General features: G+C 70.6%; 15 protein-coding genes. 8 read left to right on the top strand and 7 right to left on the bottom strand.

Features of this window, described 5'->3' with window-relative positions; translation table 11 throughout:
* The 3 genes from AB0F15_RS21925 to AB0F15_RS21915 are packed head-to-tail and all read right to left on the bottom strand — an operon-like array spanning position 1 to position 1,985.
* Positions 1 to 618, bottom strand: coding sequence for a ferric reductase-like transmembrane domain-containing protein (locus AB0F15_RS21925; protein WP_360273101.1), 618 nt, complete (start codon positions 616 to 618; stop codon positions 1 to 3).
* Positions 611 to 1,399: a DUF4142 domain-containing protein gene (locus AB0F15_RS21920; RefSeq protein WP_360273098.1), complete on the bottom strand. Its 789-nt coding sequence runs from the start codon at positions 1,397 to 1,399 to the stop codon at positions 611 to 613. Before AB0F15_RS21920 ends, AB0F15_RS21925 begins: the two co-directional genes overlap by 8 nt.
* A complete protein-coding gene (locus tag AB0F15_RS21915; protein WP_360273095.1) occupies positions 1,383 to 1,985 on the bottom strand; it encodes a hypothetical protein in 603 nt (200 codons plus the stop codon). Before AB0F15_RS21915 ends, AB0F15_RS21920 begins: the two co-directional genes overlap by 17 nt.
* Positions 1,986 to 2,225: 240 nt before the next feature.
* On the opposite strand from AB0F15_RS21915, the gene AB0F15_RS21910 reads away from it, so the two are divergent.
* The 4 genes from AB0F15_RS21910 to AB0F15_RS21895 all read left to right on the top strand — a co-directional run bounded on the left by AB0F15_RS21910 (position 2,226) and on the right by AB0F15_RS21895 (position 6,326).
* On the top strand, positions 2,226 to 2,786 hold the full coding sequence (locus AB0F15_RS21910) for a sigma-70 family RNA polymerase sigma factor (RefSeq protein WP_360273092.1): 561 nt from the start codon (positions 2,226 to 2,228) through the stop codon (positions 2,784 to 2,786).
* Between the two features lie 7 nt (positions 2,787 to 2,793).
* The gene (locus tag AB0F15_RS21905) at positions 2,794 to 3,582 is read left to right on the top strand and encodes a zf-HC2 domain-containing protein (RefSeq protein ID WP_360273088.1); all 789 of its coding nucleotides are present in this window, start codon (positions 2,794 to 2,796) and stop codon (positions 3,580 to 3,582) included.
* Positions 3,583 to 3,853: 271 nt separating this feature from the next.
* Positions 3,854 to 5,344, top strand: a complete 1,491-nt coding sequence (locus tag AB0F15_RS21900; protein WP_360273085.1) for a DUF1996 domain-containing protein — start codon at positions 3,854 to 3,856, stop codon at positions 5,342 to 5,344.
* Positions 5,345 to 5,384: 40 nt separating this feature from the next.
* Positions 5,385 to 6,326: an SCO0930 family lipoprotein gene (locus AB0F15_RS21895; protein ID WP_360273082.1), complete on the top strand. Its 942-nt coding sequence runs from the start codon at positions 5,385 to 5,387 to the stop codon at positions 6,324 to 6,326.
* Between the two features lie 816 nt (positions 6,327 to 7,142).
* Here AB0F15_RS21895 and AB0F15_RS21890 read toward each other — a convergent pair.
* Positions 7,143 to 7,463 (bottom strand): hypothetical protein, encoded by a 321-nt coding sequence (locus AB0F15_RS21890; protein ID WP_360273079.1) that lies wholly within the window; start codon positions 7,461 to 7,463, stop codon positions 7,143 to 7,145.
* 17 nt (positions 7,464 to 7,480) lie between these two features.
* On the opposite strand from AB0F15_RS21890, the gene AB0F15_RS21885 reads away from it, so the two are divergent.
* Both AB0F15_RS21885 and AB0F15_RS21880 read left to right on the top strand, forming a co-directional pair.
* On the top strand, positions 7,481 to 8,674 hold the full coding sequence (locus AB0F15_RS21885; RefSeq protein ID WP_360273076.1) for a M20 family metallopeptidase: 1,194 nt from the start codon (positions 7,481 to 7,483) through the stop codon (positions 8,672 to 8,674).
* A gap of 219 nt (positions 8,675 to 8,893) precedes the next feature.
* The gene (locus tag AB0F15_RS21880; protein ID WP_360273073.1) at positions 8,894 to 10,096 is read left to right on the top strand and encodes an amidohydrolase family protein; all 1,203 of its coding nucleotides are present in this window, start codon (positions 8,894 to 8,896) and stop codon (positions 10,094 to 10,096) included.
* Positions 10,097 to 10,099: 3 nt separating this feature from the next.
* Here the strand turns inward: AB0F15_RS21880 and AB0F15_RS21875 are convergent, their stop codons facing one another.
* On the bottom strand, positions 10,100 to 10,897 hold the full coding sequence (locus AB0F15_RS21875; RefSeq protein ID WP_360273070.1) for an alpha/beta hydrolase: 798 nt from the start codon (positions 10,895 to 10,897) through the stop codon (positions 10,100 to 10,102).
* 43 nt (positions 10,898 to 10,940) lie between these two features.
* Here AB0F15_RS21875 and AB0F15_RS21870 point away from each other — a divergent pair, with 43 nt between their 5' ends.
* Positions 10,941 to 11,327 carry a RidA family protein gene (locus AB0F15_RS21870; RefSeq protein WP_360273067.1) on the top strand — a complete coding sequence of 129 codons (387 nt, stop codon included), beginning with the start codon at positions 10,941 to 10,943 and terminating at the stop codon, positions 11,325 to 11,327.
* Here AB0F15_RS21870 and AB0F15_RS21865 read toward each other — a convergent pair.
* Positions 11,324 to 12,481 (bottom strand): steroid 3-ketoacyl-CoA thiolase, encoded by a 1,158-nt coding sequence (locus AB0F15_RS21865; protein ID WP_360273064.1) that lies wholly within the window; start codon positions 12,479 to 12,481, stop codon positions 11,324 to 11,326. The two genes, AB0F15_RS21870 and AB0F15_RS21865, sit on opposite strands and share 4 nt — an antisense overlap.
* 230 nt (positions 12,482 to 12,711) lie before the next feature.
* Between AB0F15_RS21865 and AB0F15_RS21860 the strand changes: the two genes are divergently transcribed.
* A complete protein-coding gene (locus AB0F15_RS21860; RefSeq protein WP_360273061.1) occupies positions 12,712 to 13,938 on the top strand; it encodes a cytochrome P450 in 1,227 nt (408 codons plus the stop codon).
* Here the strand turns inward: AB0F15_RS21860 and AB0F15_RS21855 are convergent.
* Positions 13,910 to 14,494: a dienelactone hydrolase family protein gene (locus AB0F15_RS21855; protein ID WP_360273058.1), complete on the bottom strand. Its 585-nt coding sequence runs from the start codon at positions 14,492 to 14,494 to the stop codon at positions 13,910 to 13,912. The genes AB0F15_RS21860 and AB0F15_RS21855 overlap by 29 nt on opposite strands.
* Positions 14,495 to 14,516 lie beyond the last annotated feature (22 nt).

The raw sequence follows: 14,516 nt of genomic DNA, 5'->3' as shown, positions 1-14,516 counted from the left end.
TCAGACCACCTGTTCTTCCACGAGTCCGATGCGTTCGAGGGTGCGGGCCGGCATGAACCGCAGCAGGGACACCGTCACCGCCGGGACGAGCAGCGTGATGCCGCCCAGCCAGACGGTCGCGAGGTGGCCGTTGGCGATGGCGCCGAACCAGGAGTGCAGCGCGGTCAGCGCCACCGCCGGGTACGCGCACCGGTGCAGCCACAGCCAGCGGCGGTAGGAGGTGAACCGCTGCAGGCCCGCGGTGAGGAAGATCGCCACCATGATCTCGAAGCCGACCATGCCGATGATGTGGCGGGTCTCCTGGCCGGACAGGAACGGGACGAACATGTACTGGAAGCTGTAGGGCTGGATGGTCAGGAAGGTGAAGCCGAGCGCGTGGATGCCGCCGAAGATCAGCGTCGCGGTGGCCAGCACCATGTGCGTGCTGCGCAGGCCCTTCCGGCCGGTGACCGAACGGATCCAGCCGGTCGCGGTGAGCACACCCCAGGTGAGCGTCAGCATCATCGCCGCGTACGACGTCCGGGCGGCGAAGGCCGCGAGGCCGCGGGCCGCCGGGTCGGTCTTCGGCTGGAACTGCTGGGTGAGGAAGATCGTCGCGTCGTGCCAGGTCTCAACCATGGCTACCCCCGGTTCTCGCGGCGGCCGGCCGGGCGGCCCTGGCGCGGCCGCGGTTGCTCTTGACCTGGCGGAGCACGTAGAACAGACCACCGCCGACCAGGAGGAACAACGCGCCCACCACGGCCATCTGGGAGCTGTCGAGGCCGAGCTGGATGCCGGTCGGTGCCGCGGTGGTGGAGACGGCCGGGGTGGGCAGCGCGGTGTAGTCGACCATCCCGCTGCTCTCGAGCATCGTCATGTGCCGCAGCACGGCCTGGTTGCCGACGGTCGCGAAGGCCCGCACGTCGTCGTTGCGGGTGCCGGCCCGTAGCTGCGCGAGCACGGCGAACACCTGGCCGTGCGCCGCGCGCAGCCGGTTGGCGAAGATGCGGTCGAACTCCGGTCCTGGCGAGGCGTTCATCTCTTCGGCGAGCCAGCCGCGCTGTTCCGCGGAGGGCTGGTCGGGGACCGGCGAGTTCAGCTTCTGGGAGAGCGCGCGCGTGGCCACGTCGAGGCGGCCGTGGTCCATCATGATCGCGAAGCCGATCTTCTGGACGATCGGGCTACCCTTCTGCATCGCCATCATGCCGGAGGGCATCTCCCACAGACCGGCCTGGCGGACCTTGGTCAGCAGGACCGCGTCGGTGTCGGACACCGTGGTCTGGGCCAGCGAGGTCGAGCCCGGCGCGAGCAGTGTCAGGATCGCGACCAGCACGAACAGGATCCGGACCAGCGGCCGGGTGAACTCGAGAACGGATGGGGGCTCGTACTCGAGCCCGGCGAGCTCAGACGCCGAACGCATCTTGCCTCCACTGGTCCTGGGTCAACGTGATCTTCTTGCCATCCGGCGCGATCGGGTACCACGCCTGGTCCAGGCCCTGGCCGGAGGTGTCGGCCGGTTCGGTGTCGCCGGTGAAGTGGTACAGCGGCCAGCCGGCGAGGGTGAGCTGCTCGCTGCCGTCGTCGCGGGTGATCTGCCCGATCAGCGACTGGTCGACGTCGATCGGCGCCAGGTTGCCGCCTGCCTTGACCGGGATCCACTTGGTGGCGCACGCACCGATGCAGTTCGACCGCGGGGGGTTGGTCGTGTCCCGGTCGTAGCGGTAGATCGTGTAGCCGGTCCCGTCGACGAGCAGGAGACCGAGGTCGAACGTCTTCGCTGCCCTGAGCTGGCTCTTCGCGGGGTTGTTCGGGTCACCGGTGATGGACTGCGGCATCGGCAGGACGACCTGCCCCTGCTGCATCCCGGGCATCTGCATACCGGCTCCGCCCGCGGCGGCATAGCCGCCGCCGGACGTGGTGGCCGCGCCGGCGGTACAGGCGGTGAGCAGGGTGAGTGCGGTGAGGCACACGGCGGCGGGGACCACCGGTCGGGGAATGCGGATCACTGCTCCTCCGTGGGGCATGACTACGCGCTGTTGCCGGTAGTGCAACGGAAAAGGGCGCGAAAGATCCACAGTGGACATCGGTCCGGAGTGGATGTGGAGCGTTGCGGGGGACAACGCCTGGTCGGGGGTCTTCGGTAGGGGATACGGACACGGTCCGGAAACGGTTCAAAAAAGTTTTGCTCCCGGTTTGCGTGCCCGAAGTACTGGACGTAGGCCGTCCGGCCCACCAGGATGTCCCGCGTGGGACGGCACACTCGAGCGCTGAGACCCCTCGAAGATCAGGAAGTCGTTGATGAGCCCAACGACGCCCATGACGATCTGGCGAAGGCGCTCTACCAGGAGTTCGGCGGGTCGCTGATGGCGTTCGCGCTGCGGCTGACCGGCCACGACCGGCAGTGGGCCGAGGACGTCGTGCAGGAGACCCTGATCAAGGCGTGGCGGAACGCCGACAAGCTCGACCGCCAGCCCGAGATGCTGCGTGCCTGGTTGTTCACGGTCGCCCGGCGTACCGTCATCGACGGCTGGCGCAGCCGCAGCGTCCGGCCCCAGGAGATCGAGGAGATCGAATCCGACGCGATCGCGGTGTCCGACGAGTCGGACCGGACGCTCGCCGCGATGATCGTTTACGAGGCGTTGCAGGGCCTGTCGCCCGAGCAACGCGAGGCCATCCAGCAGACCTACCTGCGCGATCGGACCGTGAACGAGGTCGCGGCGACCCTCGGCGTGCCCCCGGGCACCGTCAAGTCCCGTATCCACCACGCCGTCCGCGCGCTGCGCCGGGCCCTGCGCGAGCGGGGGTGAACTGAGCGTGGCCGGATCCGCACACACCGACGTCGCCGCGTACGTGCTCGGCGTCCTCAGCGAGGCCGAGAGCACCCAGTTCGAAGCCCACCTGATGAACTGCCCGCACTGCCAGCTCGACCTGATCGAGCTCTACCAGCTGCCGGACGTCCTCGACCTGGTGAAGCGCAGCTGGCCGGAGCCCCCGATGCCCGCGCCCAGCCCGCGCACCCTCTCGCCGGGTCCCCGGGTGCTTCGTGGCCTCATGGAAGAGGCCTCCGTCAAGCGCCGCCGCCGCCGGCGCATCGGCATCCTCGCCGGGGCCGCGGCCGCTGCCGCCGTGATCGCGGGCCCGCTGGTGACCCTCGCGGTCCGGCCGGCCGACGCCGTGCCGCCCGCTTCGCTCGCCGCCCCGAGCAGCAAGCAGCCGCCGCCGGCGACGAGCGTCCCGGCGACGTCCACCGCACCGCCGTCCGCGGGCACCCCGGTGCCCGGCGGCGGCCAGACCTACGGCCGCGGCAGTGGTGGGTCCGCGGTCAGCGCGCTGGTCACCGTCTCGCCGGTGGAGTGGGGCAGCCGCGTCGACCTCGAGCTGCGCGGGATCGTCGGACCGGTGAACTGCCAGCTGGTCGCCATCCCGACGGCCGGTGACGAACGCGTGGTCTCCAGCTGGTCGGTGCCGCCCAAGGGGTTCGGCATCCCCGGCTCGCCCGAACCGTTGCGGCTGCAGGGTTCCATCTCCCTGGCGATGGACCGGATCAGCCGGTTCGAGGTCCGCGGCGACGACGGCACGGTCCTCGTCGTCGTTCAGCGCTGAAGTTTCCCCTTTCCGGCGGAACGCCGTGACCTGGGTGAATGCCGTCCGGTTGCGTTCCGTTTGATAACGAACAGATAACGGGCCGGTCGCTTTTGAACCTCGCGCCACTCATGTCCGTATCCCCCAATGCATCCCCCGATGCATCCGACAGCCGGAACCGCAAGCCTCCCCCACAGGTTCCGTGCGATCTCAAGCTCAATCAACGGTAGTTCTTGCCCGGGCTGCGGCGCTGTTCGGCGCGCCCGGAATAACGAACGAGGTGAACTAGTCTATGGCCCGGAATTCTCGGCCCCCCGCGACGGGCAAGCACCGTATTGCCCGTCGAACCAAGATCGCAATGGGTGCGATCGGCCTGGCGATCGCCGTCGGCGCACTCGCCGTCGCGGTCAGTGCGGGCCGCACGGGCGAAGCCAGCGCGGACCCGGCGGACCCGTCGCTTTTCATCGACATCAACAAGGTTGCCGCCGGTACCAACGTCAACGCGGCCTTGCAGCAGAAGGGTGCCCAGGGTTCCTTCACCGTCGACTGTGGAACCGACGCGGACGGTGGACACCAGAACCCGGACAACTTCATCGCCCAGCCCGGGATCAAGAACGGTGCCCAGCACCTGCACGACTACGTCGGCAACCTGACCACCAATGCCGACTCGAGTCTCAAGAGCCTCCTCGCCGGCGGTACCACCTGCAAAAACGGTGACAAGTCCGCCTACTTCTGGCCCGTCATCCGCATCGACCGGGGAGACGCGGAGGCTGCGCAGCAGAAGAACCAGCAGGCCCAGCAGCAGCAGAAGGGCAAGACGGGCGACGTCCAGCAGGACAAGACCGCCCAGGACGCCAAGGACGCCCAGGAGCAGCGCAGCAGCCAGGCCCAGGGTGGCGGCCGCTCGGGCAAGAGCGGACTGCAGCAGCGGCAGCAGCAGACCGGCCAGAACCAGGCCGGCCAGCAGCAGACCGGCCAGAACCAGGCCGGCCAGCAGCAGCGTCAGCGCAGTCAGGACCAGAACAACCAGCAGGGCCAGAACAACCAGCAGGGCCAGAACAACCAGGCCAAGCAAGGCCAGAACAAGAACCAGCAGCAGCAGAACCAGAATCAGAACAACCAGCAGGGCCAGAACCAGAACGGCCAGAACCAGAACGGCCAGCAGAACCAGGCCGCCCAGGATCAGGCCGCCCAGGCCCAGCAGGACGCGCTCGGTGGCATCCAGGGTGCGAACAAGGAGGTCGGCGACAACGACGGCACGATCATCGAGCCGGAGTCCGCGACGCTGAAGTTCATCGGCGGCGGCGCGCAGAACGTCGTCGCGATGCCGCTCGGCCTGAAGATCCTCTACGGTGACGCCAAGCAGAGCACCAACGGCCCGGCGAACGCGCGGCCGAGCTGGACCTGCACCGGGTTCGAGGACCGGCTGACCGACCTCTACCCGATCTGCCCGGCGGGCAGCAAGGTGGAGCGCATCCACGCCTTCCCGAACTGCTGGGACGGCAAGAACACCGACAGCGCGAACCACCGCACGCACATCGTGTTCGCCGACAAGCAGGGCAAGTGCCCCCAGGGGTTCAAGAACGTGCCCCAGCTGCAGGTCACCCTGGTGTACGACGTCCCGCTGGACGTCCAGCAGAACAAGCAGTACAAAGTGGACGCCTTCGCCCAGGAAAAGCACAACCCGAAGTCCGACCACGACGACTTTGCGAACGTGATGAGCAACCAGATCATGGGCCGCCTGGTCAACTGCGTCAACTCCGGCCAGGCCTGCGCCGAATAATCGCACCCGGCCACCTGAAACGCAGGAAGGAGAACTTCCGATGAACCGTGCTCGCCCGGCCGCTGCTCTGCCGCTCGCCATCGCCGGACTCGCGCTGGTCGCGGCCTGCGGGACCAACCCGTACGCCAAGACCGGAGCCGTCCAGCCGGTGGTGCTCGGCGCGCAGCAGCAGCCGGCGAGCGCGGTTCCGGCCGGCTCCGCGACCGGACAGGCCCAGCTGGTCGCGTCCACTGTGGAAGGTCTGGGCGCGGTGCTGGCCGACGCCGAAGGCCACACGCTCTACCGCTACGCCAAGGACACGGCCGAGCCGCCGAAGGCCACCTGCGCCGGCGCTTGCGCGGAAACCTGGCCGCCGCTGACTTCCGACGTCCCGGCGCTCGCCGCCGGGGTCGACGCCCGGCTGGTCGGCCTGGTCACCCGGCCCGACGGCCGCAAGCAGGTGACGGTCGGCGGCCGGCCGGTCTACCGGTACGCGAAGGACACCGGGCCGGGCGTCGCGCTCGGCCGGAACGTCAGCGCGGACTGGGCGGCGATCACGCCGGCGGGGGAGAAGGCGGGCGTGGAGCCGGCCACCGTCGACACCGGCGAAGTCGACGGCCTCGGGCCCGTCCTCACGGACGCCGACGGCCGCACGCTCTACCTCTTCACCAAGGACGGCAAGGATTCCGGAACGTCCACATGCGACGGAACCTGCGCGCAGAAGTGGCCGCCGGTGCCCGCCGACGGCCGGGTCACCGTCGCCGACGACATCGACTCCAAGCTGATCGGCCGGATCCGCCGCCCGGACGGCACGAGCCAGGTGACGGTCGGCGGCTGGCCGGTCTACACCTACGCCCAGGACACCACGCCCGGCGAGGCGAACGGCCACGGCGCGGGCAGCACCTGGTACGCCATGGAACCCAACGGCTGCAAGGCGGACCCGCAGCGCCGGCCCGAAGTCCGGCAGGCGCTCGCCACCTCTTCGGCCCCCGGCGGGTACTGACCCGCCCCACGAACCCCGGCCCGGCGGACACTTCCCTCCACCTCACCCCCCCCGTTCGCCGGGCCGGTTGCTTTACCGCAGGAAATCGCGGGGCTTTCGTTCCGCACTCAAGTCCCGGCCTGGTGGACGCTTCCCTCCACCTCACCCCCCAGTCTGCTGGGCCGGTTGTTTTACCGCAGGAAATCGCGGGGCTTTCGTTCCGCACTCAAGTCCCGGCCTGGTGGATGCTTCCCTCCACCTCACCCCCAGTCTGCTGGGCCGGTTGTTTTACTGCAGGAAATCGCGGGACGTGGTCCCGTACTGAAGTCCCGGTCCGGTGGACGCTTCCTCCACCTCACCCCAAGTCCGCCGGACCGGGATTCCTCACCCCCACCGATCCGGCCCCGCCGGATCAGCGAAGGAGGAGACGGCGGGAGTCGCCCGCCCGCGAGTTCCGGTCCGGTGGACGCTTCCTCCACCTCACCCCCATCCACCGGCCGGAACCCTCCCCCACCACCAACCCGACCTCCAACCCCCGAGCCAGCCGTCCAATCAGGCGAGATGCCCGTTCCAGCACACGAGATCCGGCCCCAGACACACGAGATCCGTCGCCAGACACACGAGATCCGGCCCCAGACACACGAGATCCGTCGCCAGACACACGAGATCCGCGGCTGATCACGCGAGTCACGTCCCGGATCGACGCGAGACCCGTCCCGAAGCCCCGGCCGGTGGCCGCCCCTCGGTCACCGGGCCGGCCTCGGCGGCGGCGCTCCCCGAAACACCGGTCCCGGGGGATGCTTCCCTCCACCTCACCCCCCTCATCCTCCGGGCCGGTCAACGCTGCGGTCCCCGTGCTCCGGCACGGGGACCGCGGCCCGGAAGCCGAGCAGCGGCCGCCGCCTGGTGCCGCACCCCCGCCGCGTCGAGCAACCAGCCCGTCGGCTTGCTGCTCCGCAGCGTCACCTCGCGGCCGGTGATCTCCAGCCATGGCATCGTCGCCGCTTCCCACGTCACCCAAGGCAGCCACAGCGCCGTCCGGACAGTGCCGCGCACACCGGGCGTCCCAGCGACGGGCGGCGGCCACCGCGCCCAGGCCGAGCGCGTGGCCGGGTGGCGACCAAGACACCCGCGGCACGCCTGCAGTTCGGTCACCATGGGCGCATGATCGGTGGATGACCCTGCGCTCCGATGCCGCCGCCATCCTCGACGAGCTGGTCGCCCTGCGCCGCGACCTGCACCGCATCCCCGAGATCGGTCTCCACCTGCCGCGCACCCAGCAACGGGTCCTCGCGGCGCTGGACGGGCTCGATCTCGAACTCGGTCTCGGCAGGAACCTGTCGTCGATCACCGCGGTCCTGCGCGGCGGGAAGCCGGGCGGCACCGTGCTGCTGCGCGGCGACATGGACGCGCTCCCGGTCACCGAAGCCAGCGGCGAGGACTTCACCTCGACGCTCGACGGCGCGATGCACGCCTGCGGCCACGACCTGCACACCGCGGGCCTGGTCGGCGCGGCCCGGCTCCTCGCCGCCCGGCGCGACGAGCTGTCCGGTGACGTCGTGTTCATGTTCCAGCCCGGCGAAGAGGGCTGCGACGGCGCCGGCCACATGATCGACGAAGGCGTGCTGACGGCGTCCGGCCGGCCCGTCGACGCCGCCTACGGCCTGCACGTCTCGGCCGCGAGCTACGCGAAGGGCCAGTTCGCCAGCCGGCCGGGCACGCTGATGGCGGCGTCGGGGACCCTCGCGGTCCGCGTGCGGGGCGACGGCGGTCACGGCTCGTCCCCGCACGACGCCCGCGACCCCATTCCGGCTGCCTGCGAGATGGTGACCGCGCTGCAGACGATGGTCACGCGCACCTTCGACGTCTTCGACCCGGTCGTGATCACCGTCGGCTCGTTCCACGCCGGCACCCGGGCCAACATCATCCCCGACGACGCGGTGTTCGACGCGACGCTGCGGTCGTTCTCGCCGGAAGTTGCCGCGCGGGTGGGCGAGCGGGCGGAGCAGGTCTGCCGCGGCGTCGCCCAAGCGCACGGCCTCGACATCGACGTCACCTACGAACCCGAATACCCGCCGACGGTCAACGACGCCGAGGCCTACGACTTCGTGGCCGACACGGTCCGTGACGTCTTCGGCGAGGAGCGCTTCACCGAGATGGCGGTTCCGATCACCGGGTCGGAGGACTTTTCCCGGGTCCTCGACCGGGTTCCCGGCGCGTACCTCTTCCTCGGCGCGTGCCCGGGGGACCCGGCGACCGCCCCGGACAACCACTCGCCGCGCGCCCGGTTCGACGATCAGGTGCTCGGCGACGGCGCCGCGCTGCTGGCCGAACTCGCCGTCCGCCGGCTCGGGCTCCTGGCCGGGTGACGCCGTACGCGGCCACCACCGGGCGCGGGCCGATCGTCCACAGTGGAATGGATGATCACGTCTGGTTCGTGCCGAGCACGGGCCGCCGGCGGTTCTGGATCAACCCCGGGACGGTTGTGCTCGCGAGTACCCTTGCCCTCGTGCTCGGCATCTTCCGGCCGGATCCGCTTGTCGCCGGGCCGGACGGCGGGCGGTTCCGGAACCTTCGCGGGAGGCAGCGTGACGCGCACGGTGTTCACCGGCGGTTCGGTGTTCGACGGCTCCGGCGCGGATCCGGCCCCGGCCGACGTCGTCGTCGAGCACGGCCGGATCGTCGACGTCGGCACGGACCTGGACGGCGACGAGGGCGTCGACTGCGCCGGCGCGGTGCTGCTGCCCGGGCTGTTCGACTGCCACGTGCACGTCACGGTGTCGGAGATCGGGCTGCTGGCCCGCGTGCAGAAGCCGTTCTCCTACCAGTTCTACGAAGCCGCGCGGAACCTGTGGGCGACGCTCGGGCTGGGCATCACGACGGTCCGCGACGCCGCGGGCGCGGACCTCGGCATCAAGCAGGCGGTGGACGACGGGCTGATCCCGGGGCCGCGGCTGCAGATCTCGATCGGGCTGATCAGCCCGACCGGCGGCCACGGCGACGGCTGGCACCCGTCGGGCCTGTGCGTGCCGCTGCTGGTGCCGCACCCCGGCCGGCCCGACACGACGGCCGACGGCCCCGACGAAATGCGGCGCGTGGCCAGGACACTGCTGCGCGCGGGCGCCGACGTGCTCAAGGTGTGCACGACCGGCGGCGTGCTGTCTCCGCGCGACGACCCGCGGCACGCGCAGTTCACGCCGGAGGAACTGGAGGTCCTGGTCACCGAGGCGGCGATGCAGGGCCGTCCGGTGATGGCGCACGCCCAGGGCGCGGCGGGCATCAAGAACGCGGTCCGCGCGGGCGTGCGGTCGATCGAACACGGCATCTACCTCGACGACGAAGCGATCGAGCTGATGCTCGGCCACGGCACGTGGCTGGTGCCGACGCTGATCGCCCCGGTCAACGTGGTCCGCGCGGCCGACGCCGGCGTCGATCTCCCGGCGGCGGTGGTGGCGAAAGCTCGCGAAGTCGTCGAGGCGCACCGCGACTCGGTCCGCCGGGCGTATGCGGCGGGGGTCCGGATCGCCATGGGCACCGACAGCGGAGTGGGGCCCCACGGGACGAACCTCGAGGAACTGGCGCTGATGGCGGCGTGCGGGATGACGCCGGGGGACGTCCTGGAGGCGACGACCTCGTCGGCGGCGCGGCTGATGGGGCTCGACGGGGAGCTGGGGCGGATCGAGCCGGGACTGCGGGCGGACGTCGTGGTGGTGGACGGGAATCCGTACGACTTCCCGGCGCTGGCGTCGAACATCCGGGAGGTCTGGAAGGACGGCATCCGGGTCGTCTGACGCTCAGAGCTCCGGGGTCAGCAGGTCCTTCAGCGCCGCGGCGAACTTCACCGGGTTCCGCTGCGGCGCCAGGTGCGCGCCGGGCATCTCGGTGAACGGCAAGCCCAGCTCCAGCGCCAGGATCTTCGCCGGCTGGTAGTGGTAGCGCCCCCGGCTGCCTTCGCCAGCCACCGGGATGATCTCCGTGCTCGACCGGCGCAGCGCGCGCAGGTCCGGGAGGTAGTCGAAGAACTCCGTCAGCTCGCGGTCGAACAGCCGGATCCAGTCGGTCTGGTGCGGGAGGCGGAGGTTCGGCAGGTTGGGCAGCGCCGCGCCCGCGATCGCTTCGGCGAACCGCGTCACCGCGGTCATCAGCTCACCCGAACGGGCCAGCCGCACCTGTTCCGCCGCCGCTTCGAGCCAGCCGCCCGCGTCCGGCATCAGGTGCACCGCCGGGGGTTCGTGCGCGACCAGCGTCGTGACGCGGTCCGGGTGGCGGGCGGTGAGGTCGAGGCCGATCAGCGCGCCCGCGCTCGACCCGAACACCAGCGCGGGGCCGCCGGCCGCGTGGTGCAGCACCGCGAGCGCGTCGTCGGCCTGCAGCGCAACCGGGACCGGGCCCGTGGTGGTGTCGGTGCTGCCGAAGTGGCCGCGCCGGTCGTAGGTGATCACGGTGTAGTCCGCGGACAGCTGCTTCGCCAGCGCGCGGTAGGAATCGCCCGATCCGGTGCCGCCCGCGATCAGCAGCAGCGCCGGGCCCTCGCCGCCGCGGCGGACGAGGAGCTCACCGTCCTCCACCGGGCAACGGCTTTCCGAGATCATGCATCGAAGTGAAGCACAAGGGCCGCAAGCTAATGTGCGCGGTATGACGGAACGACGGGCGATCCTCAGCGGGTCTGCCTTCGAGGAACGGATCGGCTACGCCCGGGCTGTCGTGCACGGCGATCGGGTGTACGTCTCGGGCACGACCGGCTTCGACTACGCGGCCATGACCATCTCCGGCGACGTCGTCGAGCAGGCGGCCCAGTGCCTGCGGAACATCGAGGCGGCGCTCGCCGAGGCGGGCTGCACGTTCGCGGACGTGGTCCGCGTCCGCTACCTGCTGCCCTCGCGCGCGGACTTCGAGCCGTGCTGGCCGGTGCTGCGCAAGGCGTTCGCGGACGTCCGCCCGGCCGCGACGATGCTGGAGTGCGGCCTGGCGGACCCGCGGATGAAGATCGAAATCGAGGTCGACGCCCACCTGCCGGGCTAGAGCCGCTCGATGATCGTCGCGGTGGCCAGCGCGCCGCCCGCGCACATCGTCACCAACGCCGTCGACGCGTCCCGGCGCTCCAGCTCGTGCAACGCCGTCGTCAGCAGCCGGGCTCCCGTGCTGCCGACCGGGTGACCGAGGGCGATGGCGCCGCCGTTGACGTTGACCCGGGACGGATCCGGCGAAACGACCTGCTGCCACGACAACGCGACCGAAGCGAACGCCTCGTTGACCTCGAACAGATCCAGGTCGGCCACGGTCATCCCGGTCCGGGCGAGCACGCGTTCCGTGGCGCGGATCGGGCCGTCCAGGTGGTAGTAGGGTTCGGCGCCGACCAGGGCTTGCGCGACGATCCGGGCGCGGGGACGCAGGCCCAGCGCCGCCGCCCGGTCCGCGTCCAGCAGGAGCAGCGCCGCCGCGCCGTCGGAGATCTGGGACGACGTGCCCGCCGTGTGGATCCCGTCCTCGACCACCGGCTTGAGCCGGGCGAGGCCTTCCACGGTCGTCTCGCGCAGGCCCTGGTCGCGGGCGACCAAGCGCGTTTCCCCGGTCAACGCACCGTCGGCGGCGAGGACCGGGGCCTTCACCGGGACCACTTCACGATCGAAGTGACCCGCTGCCCAGGCGGCCGCGGCCTTCTGCTGTGACGCGGCGCCGAACGCGTCGACGTCGTCCCGCGTCAACCCGCGCCGGACCGCGATCCGCTCGGCCGCGCCGTACTGGTTGGGCAGGTCGATCGACCACGACGACGGCCGCGGCGACGCGCCGGCGCGGTTCGTGCCCAGCGGCACCCGGCTCATCGCCTCGACCCCGCACGCGACGCCGGCCTCGATGGCGTCCGCCGCGATCAGGCCGGCGATCAGGTGGGTGGCCTGCTGCGCCGAGCCGCACTGGGCGTCGATCGTCGTCGCGCCCGCCGTCTCGGGCAGGCCCGCGTGCAGCCACGCCGTGCGCGTGACGTTGTTCGACTGTTCGCCGGCCTGGGTGACGCAGCCGCCGACGAGCTGCTCGACGAGGGCCGGGTCGATCCCGGCGCGGTCCAGCAGGGCGAGCTGCGCGATGCCCAGCAGCTCAGCCGCGTGCAGGCCGGCCAGCAGCCCGCCCCGCTTGCCGATCGGGGTCCGCACGGCTTCGACGATGACCGGCACGCCCATGTCGTCCCTTTCGTCGGGAAACACTGTTCACTGACCAAAAACTAGAACAAGTTATTGTTTCTGGCAAGTCTGCGCAGGCTTGGACACTTCTTGATCTTTGCCAGGTGAGCGCATGCTCACCTGGCGCCATCGGTCAAGTAAACGGGTTTCACTTGCGGTCTTCCGCTGGTTAACACCGTATGTTCTAATCCCACCTAGAACGTGTTCCAACACGAACTGTGGGAGGCAACGTGGCCGCTCCGCTCATCCCCGCCGGGTTCGACTTCACCGATCCCGATCTCTTGGCCGAGCGACTCCCCGTCGCCGAGTTCGCCGAACTCCGGCGGACCGCTCCGGTCTGGTGGAACCCCCAGAAGCACAACACCGCGGGCTTCCGCGACGACGGGTACTGGGTCGTCTCGCGCCACGCGGACGTCAAGGAAGTCTCGCGCGACAGCACGCTCTACTCGTCCCGCGAGAAGACCGCCATCATCCGCTTCGACGAGAACATGACCGAGGACAACCTCGAGGCGAACCGCCTGGTGCTGCTCAACATGGACGCCCCGCAGCACACCAAGCTGCGGCGGATCGTGTCGAAGGGCTTCACCCCGCGCTCGATCTCCAAGCTCGAGGACACCCTCCGCGACCGCGCGGAGCGGATCGTCACCGAGGCCCGCAAGAAGGGGACCGGCGACTTCGTCACCGATGTCGCGTGCGAGCTGCCGCTGCAGGCGATCGCCGAGCTGATCGGCATCCCCCAGGAAGATCGGCTCAAGATCTTCGACTGGTCCAACCAGATGGTCGCCTACGACGACCCCGAGTACGAGCTCGAGCCGCTCGAGGCGTCCACCCAGCTCATCGGCTACGCCTGGAACATGGCCGAGGACCGCCGCAAGTGCCCGATGGACGACATCGTCACGAAGCTGATCCAGGCCGACGTCGACGGCGAAGAGCTCGGCTCCGACGAGTTCGGCTTCTTCGTCATCCTCCTCGCCGTCGCCGGCAACGAGACGACCCGCAACTCCATCACCCACGGCATGAAGGCGCTCCTGGACCACCCGGAGCAGTGGGAGATCTTCAAGGACCAGCGGCCGAAGACCGCGCCCGACGAGATCGTCCGCTGGGCCACCCCGGTGATCGCCTTCCAGCGCACCGCCACCCGGGACACCGAGCTCGGCGGCGCGCACATCCGCAAGGGCGACCGCGTCGGCATGTTCTACAGCTCCGCCAACTTCGACCCCGAGGTGTTCGACGAGCCGGAGAAGTTCGACGTCCTCCGCGAGGACAACCCGCACGTCGGGTTCGGCGGCACCGGTTCGCACTACTGCATCGGGGCGAACCTGGCCCGGCTGCAGATCGACCTGATCTTCAACGCCATCGCCGACGTGATGCCGAACATCACCGAGGTCGCGCCCCCGGTCCGGCTGCGGTCGAGCTGGTTGAACGGGATCAAGCACTACCCCGTGCGCTACGCCTGAGGAAGTCCGCGACGCGTGCCCAGGTGAGCTCCGCCGCGGGCTCGTCGTGGTCGGGACCGTCCGCGTCGGTGTAGAAGTGGCCGGCGCCCGGGTAGGTGAACACCCGGGCGTCGGCCCCCGCGCGGGCCGCCGCCGCGCGCCACGCGGCGACCTCGGCCGGCGGTGCGAAGAGGTCGTCCGGGTCGGCGACGTGCACGTCCACCGGAAGCCCGTCGCGGACTGACGCGGGCAGCCCCGCGAGGCCGTGCAGCAGCAGGACGCCCGCGGTGTGCGGCCGGCCGGGCAGCAGCTCGTGGACCACGCCCGCACCCATCGAAACCCCCACGAGGACGGCGTCCGCGGGCATCGCCCGCACGGCGTCCCGGGCCCGGCGGACGATCGTCTCCCAGCCGACGGCGTCCTTCACCGCGAAGCCCTCGTCGAGGGTCGAAGCGGTCACGCCGTCGTAGAGGTCGGGGGTGACGACGTGGTGGCCGGCGGCCCGCAACCGCTCGGTGCCACCGAGTTCGGCGGCGCGCAGCCCCAGCACGGAGTGGAAGAGCGCGATGGTGGTCACCGGACCATGACATCATGGGCCG

Source organism: Amycolatopsis sp. NPDC026612 (genome assembly GCF_040638285.1).
Lineage (GTDB): Bacteria > Actinomycetota > Actinomycetes > Mycobacteriales > Pseudonocardiaceae > Amycolatopsis.
This window is presented reverse-complemented; position numbering and strand designations above follow the sequence as displayed.